A 9,921-nucleotide genomic window follows, 5' to 3' on the forward strand; every position below is an offset into this window, starting at 1 on the left:
CGCCCCACCTGAACGCATGCTCCGGGCCTTTGCAACTCTCCGGCCCTCGCCATGCGACTTCCCTGCTTCCGGCTGCTTGCCAGCCTGCTCTTCTCCCCCCTGCTGCACGCCGCGCCGGCCTGCGACGGCACGTGGCAGCTCCAGCTCACCAGTGCCAACTGGGGGGATATTCACGCCCGTTTTGAAATGCGCGCCGAAACCCCCGAACTCTGTGTCGGGCGGCATGCCGGCAGTGAGGGAATGCTGCGCCTAAAACTCGTGGGCGGCAATATCTTGGCCGGGGAATTGCAATTTGCACAAAACCCACCCCAACCCCTGCAAATCGATAGTCAAACCGGCCGCGGAGAAATTCAGGCCGGCAGCATGCGCGGGCCGCTGGCGGTGACGTTTTCCAGCCCGCCGGGCGCCCTGCGGCCCTACCCACAGCTGGCCGCCCATATGCTGGACACCGCCACACGCCAGGTGTACCGGCCGGCGGCCCTGCAGCACCCCAGTTGGCAACACTACGCCGCGCAGGTGGCCCGCGTGGCCGAGAACGCCCAAGATGACCTCGCCTTCTTGCTCGGTCTGGCCCGGCAATGGGACGGCAAGGCGTTCTCCCATTTCCGCTTTTGGCGCCCCAACCAAAGCACGCCGGCGCTGATGGACAGCCTGGCCCGGCTGCTGCCCCCGGGAGCCCAAGCGGTTGAGCTGAAGCCCCTGGGCCACGGCGTCGCCCTGCTGAGCTTGCGCCACTTCATTGGCACCAGCGTCCGTCAACAAATTGCGACCGCATTCGAGCAACTGCCGGGCCTCAAGACCCAGCAGCTCATCCTGGACCTGCGGGGCAACCAAGGGGGCGAATTCGGCGGCCTGGATGTGGCCGCGCAGTTGGGGGGGGCCGAAGCCTTGATGGGGGTGTTCATCGGCCCGCGCTGGTGGAACCAGCACAGCGAGTTGCCCGATACCCCCGCCCGCGCCCAAGCCGCCGACCTGCAAGACCGCAGCTTGATGGGTTTTCAGGCCGCAATTCGAGACCAGGCCTTGACCGCCTTGCGTCATCGCCCCGTGGCCCAGCCCTTCACCGGCGCTGTCTGGGTGCTCACCGACGCCCGCACCGCCAGCGCCGCCGAGTTGCTGGCGGCCTGGCTGGGCGACAGTGGCCGCGCTCAGCTGGTGGGCGAGCGCACCCGAGGGGCCGTGCTGGCCAGTGTCTTCCTGGACCTGCCCGACGGCTTCAAGCTCATGGTGCCGAGCGCGGACTACGTCACCGCGGCCGGGCAACGGCTGGAAGGCCAAGGGGTGCAGCCCCATGTGGCCGTGCCCGGCGAGCAGGCCTTGGATCGGGCGCTGCAACTGGCCGCCCAGCCGCGGTCCTGAACGGCACGGGCGCCTTCGCCCACCTTAGGGCGCCCTAGCACGCCTCATTGCCCATCCGCGCGCGCCGCCTCCAGCAGCACGTCACGCCCTTGCAGATAGTCCGCCCAGCGCTCGGCCACCTGCAGGTGCGGCGCCACGCTGCGGCGGCGGTCGTCGCTGAAGCTGCGCACGAACACCCGGCTCGCCGCCAGCACCAGAGTGCCGGTGTTGGGCAGCAAGATCAGGTTGTCCTCGCCCACATGGTGCGGGCCGGCACCGCTGGCCTCCCCCACCACGATCAGCCCGGGGAACTGGCGCTCCAGGTCGCCCAGCAACAAAGCCGCGGCAGAAAAGGTGCGTCCGCTGGTCAGCACATGCAGGCGCCCGCGTTCGCTGAGCTGCGGGCTGCGGATCAGCGCTTGCAGCAGGGGCTCCAGCAGCTCGCCGTTGCCGCCGCTGTTGTGGCGCAGGTCCAGCACCAGACCGCTGGCGCCCTGCAGCGCCTGTTGCAGGCGCTGCGCAAAAGCAGCCAAGGTCTCGCTCGGGCCGTCGCTCACGCGGCGCAGTTGCGCGTACACGCGCCCGCCGTCCAGCGCTTGCAGCAAGAAGGGCTGCTCGGGTTCGCTCAGGTGCAAGGGGGCGTCTCCCTGGCGTGCCGCAAGCCAGCCGGCCGGGGCTTCAAGGGCCATCACCAGTTGCTGCAGGGCCGGCATGTCCAAGGCCTGGCCGCGGAGCGTGACCCGCTCGGGCGCCGCGCCGGGGCGTTGCAGCAGCAGGGTGGCCTGGTCGCGCGCCTCGCTCAGGCCCACGAAGGCCAGGTACTCGGTCAGCGCCATCAGGCGCTGACCCACGCGCAACAGGCCGGTCTCGCTGTCGTGCTGCAGCAGCGGGGTCAGGCGCGCCAGCGCCTGCTCGGGCGTGGCCTCGCCCACCTTCAGCAGCCGGGCGCCCAGCCACCGCGCGTGCTCGGGTGCAGTGGCCTGCACATGCCAGCCGTCCGCAAAGGCGGCGAACTGCAGCGGCAAGCGGTGAAAGGCGCCCGCGCCCTGCATCGGCGGTACCAAGCTGGTGTGGCCCGAGCCGGCCTCGCGCACCAGGGTTTGCAGACGCAGGTGAACCTGCCAGTCGGCGAGCTTGGCCACGTCGGCTTTCAGTGCCCGCAGGCCGGCCTGCAGGCGTTCGCGCGGCAGCTGGGCCTCCAGACGCCAATGCGTTTCGGGCAGGCGGCGGGCCAGAAAGTCCAAGTCGGCCGCCCAGCGGGCCGGGCGATCGGCCCCTTCAGCCAAGCGCGGCAGCAGGCGCTCACGCCAGGCCGGCTGCTGCGCCAGCGCGGCCAGGGCCGGCTCCCCCAGCAAGGCCTGCTCGGCATTCACCAGGTGGTGGGCGCGGGCCGCCTCGAACCAGCGCACGGCCGCCGCGCCGTCGCCCGCTTCCGCAGCCAGCGCCGCCAGATGCAGCTCGGCACGCGCCTGCTGCGTGCCCAACTGCACCGCGCGCTCGAACGCCGCCCGCGCCGCGGCCCGGTTCCCCAGGCTGCGCTCGGCCCGGCCCAGCCGGTAGGCGTAGAGGCCGTTGTCCGGGTGGGCGGCGGCCAGTTCGGCGTAGACCGCCCGGTATTGCGCCCAATCAGACTGCGCAAAGGCCGCGTCGGCACGGCCCAGTTGATCGGCCAGCCGGCTGGGCGCGGCCAGGGCGGGGACGGCCAGCAGCCAGGCGGCCGCCAGCAGGCTCAGGGTTCGCATCGTGTTCTCCAGTCCAGGCACCGTGCCCGGTTGGGGTGCACTGTGGGGAAACGACGCTGAAATGGCGACGCGAAACCGGTTTTGGGACGGATTTCAGTTGGAGGCGGCGTTTTTTCGCCCGCGGCGCAGCCACGCATCCCAGCCCAAACCCACGGGCAGCAGCGCCAGGGCCAGCAGCAGGGCCATGCCGGCGGCCCAGGCACTCAAGAGGGAAAAGCTCAGGGTCGCCAAGGCCAGGGCGATCGCTGCCTTGCCGAGCCGGCGCGGGTGCAGCACCCAAAGCAGCTCCGTCACCCAATCGGCAAGGATGCGACGTCCCCACCACGCCACACCCACCATCAGCGCCATGACCATGAGCCCCGCGGCGCCGTGCTGTGCCGGCAAATTGATCACGCCATGGGCGAGCATGCCCGGCCACAGCGAGCCGGTCCGCCAGTACAGGCCACCGAGCACCAGCGCGGTCGCCAGAAGAAACGCGAAGGTGCCCAAATTCAACAGATTGGGCTGGTGGTACTGGGAGTGGCTGAGCGCAAAGAGCAGGCTGCTCAGCAAGATGGCCAGCCCCGGAGGCATGACCTGCTGCAAGCGGCCCTGCAATACACCGCGGTAGAAGATTTCCTCCAGCACAGGCACCAGGCCGTAGCTGGCCACCGCCATCAGGACCCAGAAATCCCAAGTTTGGGGTGCATCGAGCAGGGCCTGGCGCCAGGGCTCGGTCGGGCCCAGGTCCCACTGTGCATCCGCCAGCAGCAGGCCCAGATGCCAGGGGGCCAGCAAACACGCCGCCAGCAGCCCCAGCTTCAGCAGCTTCAGCAGCGGCTTGCCGGCGCAGCCCAGGCCCAGGCGGCGCTGCCGCAGGTCGCCGCGCGGCCACCAGATCGCGGTCACCAGCAAGGCAATGCCCCCATATTGAAACAAGAGCACCTGGGCCAGCGATTGGGCCAGCGGCAACCAGGAGGCCGGCAACGCGCTGGGTTGCAGCGCGGCCAAGGGGTTGCTCAGGCGCACGCCAAAGGCGGCGGCCAGCAGCATGGCCAGCAGGCCCCCCAGCAGGGAAAGCGCCAGGACCTCGAACAAGGCCGGCCAGGCGCGCACGGAAGACGGAACGGAAGGTGACATGGGTGAACTCGGAAGGAAACGTCTCCGCATCCTCGGCGCCGGCTCCTCTTGCCGTCGACCGCCTCGGCCGAAGCTTGCCCTGCGCGGGTAAGAGTCGATCGACTGAGCCGTTTCGCCCTGGCCACCCCCTTACAAATCAACCACTTGGCGGTTTCCCTGGGCCGCCTTCCACTCCGTGGGGGTGCAGCCGGCCACGCGGCGAAACGCCTTGTTGAAGGTCGACTTGTTGTTGAAACCGGCCTCCAGCGCCAAGTCCAAGACAGTGGCTTCGGGCTGTTCGCGCAGGCCGCGCTGCACGGCAGCGACCCGCTCCCCGTTGATGAAATCGAAGAAATTGCAGCCCAATTCTTGGTTGAGCAACTCTGAAACCTGGTGGGGGCTGGCTCCCAAGGCTTGCGCCAACCCGCGCAGCGACAGTTCGCGATCCCGATACAGCGCCTGTTCACTCATCAGCCGCTGCAAGCGTTCGCGCAACGCCGGCACGCGATCCGCGGGCAGGTTGCGCAAGCCGCGGGGCGGCCCCGCTGCTTCAGCAGGGCGCTCGGTGGCCAGGCTCGGCTCAGCGGAAAAGACCTGCGGCTGCCGCACGGCCAACACGCCGGTGGCCAGCACCAGCAGCGTCAGCAGCAGGCTGATGGCGGTATCGGCAGCCCCCACCGGATTCCCGGGCGGCCAAAGCCCCAGCAAATAGCTCAGGAACACGCACTCCAGCACCAGGAACAGCACCAGCAAGCCGCTCAGCCAGCGCAGGTTGACGCGGTCGAGGTTGGAGAACTGGTCGCGCAGGCTCCTCTGCCAGCGGCGCACCTGCAGCATGGCGCAGCCCGTATAGGCCAGCAGGCTGATTGCCTTGCCCAGGGCCAACAGATTCACCCCAGCGGCCGGCGCTGCAAGTCCGGCGCCAATCCGCTCGATCAATTGCGGCTCCGGGAGCATCAACCAGGGCGTCAACAGCACCAAGTTGACGACCCAGGGCAGTGCGTGCCCCAGGTGGCGCCCCTTCAACGCCGCCGCGCTGCCGGTGAGTACTTGCACGTACGCCAGCAGCAAGGGGCCAAACAGAAAGGGCAGGCTGCTCAGCGCCACATAGCTGGCCGGCCAGTGCCTCCACTGCGCGTCCAGACGCAGAAAGTCGCCCAGCAGCGCCAACGCAACCACCCCCAGCAAGGCCGCCATGAAGCGATTGGCCCGGCGCGGGCCACGGGGCTTGGCCATCAGGGCTGCAGCCAGCACGCCCCCTTGGATGGCGCCCACAGCGGTCAAAAGCGCTGGCAGCTGCATCGGTCAAGCCTGCCCTTCGGAATACGGTGTCAAGTTCATTCAGGGAGCTTCTTCGGGTGCCTCATGGGACCATGATCATCTTCGACATCAGCTGCCGATCCACACGCCGCGCAATTGGCACCGGCCCACTCACTCGGCGTGCACCCCGCATGCCGCTTGAAGGCCCGGTTCAAGGCGCTCTTGCTGTTGAAGCCCGCCTCCAGCCCGAGCGCCAGGATGGACCGGCCAGCGCGGGCGGGGTCGCGCAGCAGGCGCTGCAGTTCGGCCACGCGATGGCGGTTCAGGAAGTCCTGGAACTGGGCGCCATGCGTGTCGTTGACGAGTTGCGAGAGTTCCTTGGGCGTGAGCGCCAGGCGCGCGGCCAGGTCGTCCAACAACAGCTCGCCGTCGCGCCAGGGTTGCTCCTCGTCCATGCAGGTCTGTAGGCGGGCCAAGTAGTCGCTGCGGGTGCTGCTGGGCAAGGCGCGCTCGCCGTACTTGGCGGGCTCCGGTGCCGCCGCTTCGGGTGCAGGTGCCGCTGCTTCAGGCTCGGCCGCGGCCTCCGGGGCCGGCAGGCGCGCGTGGGTCAGGGGCTCGCGCAGGGCCAGCGCGGCCAGGCCCAGCACGAACAGGGACAGCACGGCGGCGCCGCTGAGGTCGGCGTTCCAGGCGAAGTCCTGGCCGCGCCAGGCCTCCAGGCCGAACTGCAGGCCCACGGCCCCGGCGCCCAGGCCGAGCGCCTGCAGCAGGCGCCACAGATGGCGCAGCGGCAACTCGTCCGGTGCGACCGCGCGGTGGGCGCGCACCCAGCGGGCCCAGGCCCAGGCATAGGCGCCGAAGTGCAGCAGCTTGAAGAGGGCAAAGGCCAGCACGGCCGGGCTGATGCCCTCCGCAAGGCGCCACTGCGCCAACTTGGCCTCGGCCGGCTGCAGGTAGTAGGGCGCCCAGGCCAGCAGGGCCAGCAGCCAGGGCAGGCCGTGCCAGAGCGGCGGATGCGCCGGGCCCTGTGCCGGATCCTGCGCCGGCTCCAGCAGGCGGCGTAGATAGGCCCAGACCAGCGGGCCGAACAGCAAGGGCAAGGTGGTGGTGGCCGCCATGGCGTGCGGCCAGCGCTGCGCCCCATTGGGTTGGTGCAGCAGCAGGGCCTCGCCGATGACCGCGGCCAACACCAGCAGCAGGGCCGCCAGCCAGCGGTTGGCGGCGGTGCGCAGGCCGCTGGGTGCGGGCAGGGCCAAGCTCAGCGCCATCCACAGCGCCAGCGCGGCGGCGAAGCCGAGCGCCACGATCATGGGCGGTCTGCCGCCAAGGCGCCGCGCGGGATCGCCTGCCCGTCGCGGATCACCCACTCGATGCGGTCGTAGGCCTGCAGGGTCTGCAGCGGGTCGGCCCCCAGCAGCAACAAGTCGGCGCGCCAGCCGGGGCGCACGCGGCCAAGTTCCTGCGCCAGCCCGAAGGCGCGGGCGTTGCCCAGGGTCAGGGCCTCGAACAGAGTGGCCAACGGGATGCCGGCGCGCTGCCAGGCGTCCATCTCCAGCCGCCCATTGAGACCGGGCGGGTGGCCCCAGCCGAGGCCGCCCGTGGCGGTGTCGGAGCCGAACAGCAGGCGCTGGCCGGCGGCGGCCTGGGCGCCGATCAGGGCTTCGTAGCGGGCGTTGTAGCGGCGGAAGAAGTCCTGCAGCGCCGCGGGGCTGGCCACGGCGTCGGCCGCCAGGCCCACCTTGGGGGCGATGCGGCGCAGGCGGTTGTGGGCCAGCGCGCGCTGGCCTTGGGCGTCGGTCTTGAGGTGCTGGATCAGGGCCGGCGGCAGCACGCGGCGCAGGGACTCGCCGTCCAGGAAGGCGGGCTCGTAAAAGGCCTCGTCGTTGCGCAGCACGCGGAAGGTGGGCTGCAGGGCGATGCCGCTGCGCGCCACGCGCTGGGCCAGCTCGCTCAGCGCCGCGGGGGCCCGCGCGGCATTCCAGGCGCCCGGCCACTCCCACAGGCCATGGGCCAGCACGTCCACACCGGCGTCCAGTGCCAGTTGCTGGCCGCTCGGCGTGGTGGCGTGCAGCAGCACCGGCAGCTGGCGCGCACGCGCGGCGGCCACCACCTCGCGCAGGATGGCCAGCGAGGGCAGGTCGAAGTCCGGCGGCTCGGCCCCAGGCCACCACAGCGCTTCTTCGAACACCAGCTTGATGCAGCGCGCACCCTCTGCGGCCAGCGCGGCCACCACGGCCTGCGGTGTATGGCGCGCCGGGTCTTCACCGGCGGGCAACTGGGCTTGCGTGTGGCGGTCGTGCAGGTAGTTCGGGTAGGCCTGCAGGAATTGGCCGGGCGGGTAGTCCAGAGCCTGGAAGTCGCGCGCCAGCGGCAGGCCGGGGCCGCAGTGCAGCACGCGCGGGGCGAGGGCCGTGGCCTGCAGGCGCGCCACCGTGTCGGCGTCCGCCTGCAGATCGACCACGGTGGTGAAGCCATGGAACAAGTAGCTGCGCGGCAGCTGGGCCTGGTAGGCGGCGTAGAGCTCGGCAAAGCGCGGGGTGTCGCGCCGGCGCAGGCCGCTGGCATTGGCCAGGTGCACATGGCTGTCGATCAACCCCGGCACCAGGGTGCGGCCGCCGCCGTCGATGACGCGCGCGGCGTGGCGCGCGGGGTCATGGGCGTGGATGGCAGCGATGCGGCCGGCTGTGATCTCCACGTCGCGCCGCGCTTGTGCCGGCTCGCCGGGGCTGAGCACGCGCACGTCGCGAATCAACAAATCGGCGGCAGGGCTGGGCTTGAGCAGGCAGAACGCCAGGCAGGCGCCGATGAACCAGGGCTTCATTTCAAAACTCCCTGGGCGCGCAGAAAGGCCTGCAGCTCCTGCAGCAGCAGTGCATGGGCCTGGGCGCGCGGCATCTGCGGGCTTTCCCAGCAGACGAATTCCTCGCCGTCCTCGGCCAGCACGGCGCAGGCATTGGGCTTCATGGGCGGCATGAAGATGAAGTGACCGGCATCGGCAATCTCTAAGTGGCGTGTGCCGGCGGGCAGCTGGGCGTGCAGCGGGCGGGCGTGCAGCGCGGGGGGCAGTTGGCCGTCCTGCCCCGCGCTCACCAGCAGCAGCGGGGTGGGCAAGGCGCGCAGGCTGCTCGGCTCCAAGGTTTCGGTGAGACCCGGCGCCAGGGCCACCACGGCGCGCAGGCGCGGCTCGTGCTGCGGGCGCGCGGCGCGGGCTTGCCATTCGGCGTCCAGTGCGGTGAAGGCGGGGCGGAAGTAGCGGCAGGCGCCGGTGTCGTGCTGGGCGCAGAAGGGGGCCAGGCGCTGCAGGTCCATGCGCGCGCCGGCCAGTTGCAGCACGCTGGCGCCGCCGAGCGAATAGCCGACGGCGGCGAGGCGCGAGGGGTCGATGTGCTGGGCCCAGGGCTGGGCAGGCAACTGGTCGAGAAAGGCGCGGGCATCCTCGGGCTGGGTCCAGGGGCGCAGGATGTCGGCCGGTTTGGACCCCGGCCCGCTGCCCGGGTGGGTGGCGGCCAGCACCCAGGCGCCCTCACGGGCCAAGGCCGTGGCCAGCCAGCCCAGGCCGTCGCGGTGGCCGGCGGTGCCGTGCAGCAGCAGGATCAGCGGCGCGGGCGCAGCCCCCGGCAGCGGCGGCGCGTCGGGCGCGGCCTGCCAGGGTTCGCTGATGCGGGTGGCGCCTTGAGGCTGCAGGTTCGAGCTGGCCGTGGGGTACCAGAGCCGGGCCGGCGCGGGGCGGCCATCGGCGGCGCGCAGCGTCAGGTCGCGCACCCCCACCTGGGCCTGCGCCCCGAATGCCCAGGCCAGGGCCAGGGCGGCGAGCAGAACGCGCTTCATGGCTTGGCCTCGGCCACCAGGCTGAGCGTGCGCTCCTGGCCGTCCACGGCGCGCACGCGCAGGGCCAGGGTCTGGCCGACTTGCAGTTTCAGCGCCGCGCGCACAGCATCGGGCTCGGCCCCAGCCACCACGACTTGCTGCACCTGCAGCAGCCGCTCGCCGGGCTTGAGCCCCGCGCGTTCGGCCGGCGAGCCCGGCTTGCTGCCCTTGACTGTGATGGTCTGGACCCGGGCGTTGAAGAAGCTGCCGCTGACGGCCACATCGGTCTCCAGACCGATCCAACCGGGGGCCTGGGCCCAGGCGGCCAGGGGCAAAGTCAACGCGGCGATCAAGGCCAAACGACGGGTGAGGATGGGCATGGTGTGCTCCGGTCAGTCGAGGACAAACTTCAGCGCGCCAGCCAGGCCAGGCCGCGCGGGTTGAGGGTGTGCAGGTAGAGCCGGTCCGCCGTCTCGGTGACGCCAGTGACCTTGGGGAAGGCGCCGCTGGGGTCCTGCAGATCGGCCACCACCCGGCCGTCTTCGGTGAAGGCGATGGCGTAGAACAGGACGATTCGCTTCATGCAGGACATGCCCAGGAGAGGGGTCGAAGACTGTCGGCCGGGCCGACACGCGGAAAGTCCTGCAGCATGCCCCTCGCCTGCGCCCAGCGCCAG

At 71.0% G+C, this 9,921-nt stretch carries 9 protein-coding genes; 1 reads left to right on the top strand and 8 read right to left on the bottom strand.

Features of this window, described 5'->3' with window-relative positions; translation table 11 throughout:
* Window positions 1-51 precede the first annotated feature (51 nt).
* Window positions 52-1,359, top strand: a complete 1,308-nt coding sequence (locus tag I7X43_RS01655) for a S41 family peptidase (protein WP_198099148.1) — start codon at window positions 52-54, stop codon at window positions 1,357-1,359.
* Window positions 1,360-1,403: 44 nt separating this feature from the next.
* Here I7X43_RS01655 and I7X43_RS01660 read toward each other — a convergent pair whose 3' ends face one another.
* The 8 genes from I7X43_RS01660 to I7X43_RS01695 form a co-directional block, all read right to left on the bottom strand.
* Window positions 1,404-3,080 (bottom strand): S41 family peptidase, encoded by a 1,677-nt coding sequence (locus I7X43_RS01660; RefSeq protein WP_198099149.1) that lies wholly within the window; start codon window positions 3,078-3,080, stop codon window positions 1,404-1,406.
* 93 nt (window positions 3,081-3,173) lie between these two features.
* Window positions 3,174-4,199, bottom strand: a complete 1,026-nt coding sequence (locus I7X43_RS01665) for a CPBP family intramembrane glutamic endopeptidase (protein WP_198099150.1) — start codon at window positions 4,197-4,199, stop codon at window positions 3,174-3,176.
* 129 nt (window positions 4,200-4,328) lie between these two features.
* Complete coding sequence (locus I7X43_RS01670) at window positions 4,329-5,480, bottom strand: AraC family transcriptional regulator (RefSeq protein WP_198099151.1); 1,152 nt, start codon at window positions 5,478-5,480, stop codon at window positions 4,329-4,331.
* 35 nt (window positions 5,481-5,515) lie between these two features.
* Window positions 5,516-6,748 carry a helix-turn-helix domain-containing protein gene (locus I7X43_RS01675; protein WP_198099152.1) on the bottom strand — a complete coding sequence of 411 codons (1,233 nt, stop codon included), beginning with the start codon at window positions 6,746-6,748 and terminating at the stop codon, window positions 5,516-5,518.
* Window positions 6,745-8,259: an amidohydrolase family protein gene (locus I7X43_RS01680; RefSeq protein ID WP_198099153.1), complete on the bottom strand. Its 1,515-nt coding sequence runs from the start codon at window positions 8,257-8,259 to the stop codon at window positions 6,745-6,747. The genes I7X43_RS01675 and I7X43_RS01680 overlap by 4 nt, the downstream gene beginning before the upstream one ends.
* Complete coding sequence (locus tag I7X43_RS01685) at window positions 8,256-9,266, bottom strand: alpha/beta hydrolase family protein (protein WP_198099154.1); 1,011 nt, start codon at window positions 9,264-9,266, stop codon at window positions 8,256-8,258. The genes I7X43_RS01680 and I7X43_RS01685 overlap by 4 nt, the downstream gene beginning before the upstream one ends.
* Window positions 9,263-9,625, bottom strand: coding sequence for a PDZ domain-containing protein (locus tag I7X43_RS01690; protein WP_198099155.1), 363 nt, complete (start codon window positions 9,623-9,625; stop codon window positions 9,263-9,265). Before I7X43_RS01690 ends, I7X43_RS01685 begins: the two co-directional genes overlap by 4 nt.
* A 29-nt stretch (window positions 9,626-9,654) precedes the next feature.
* Window positions 9,655-9,828 (bottom strand): hypothetical protein, encoded by a 174-nt coding sequence (locus I7X43_RS01695; protein ID WP_198099156.1) that lies wholly within the window; start codon window positions 9,826-9,828, stop codon window positions 9,655-9,657.
* Window positions 9,829-9,921: the final 93 nt, after the last annotated feature.

This window comes from Inhella gelatinilytica, from assembly GCF_016093295.1.
Lineage (GTDB): Bacteria > Pseudomonadota > Gammaproteobacteria > Burkholderiales > Burkholderiaceae_C > Inhella > Inhella gelatinilytica.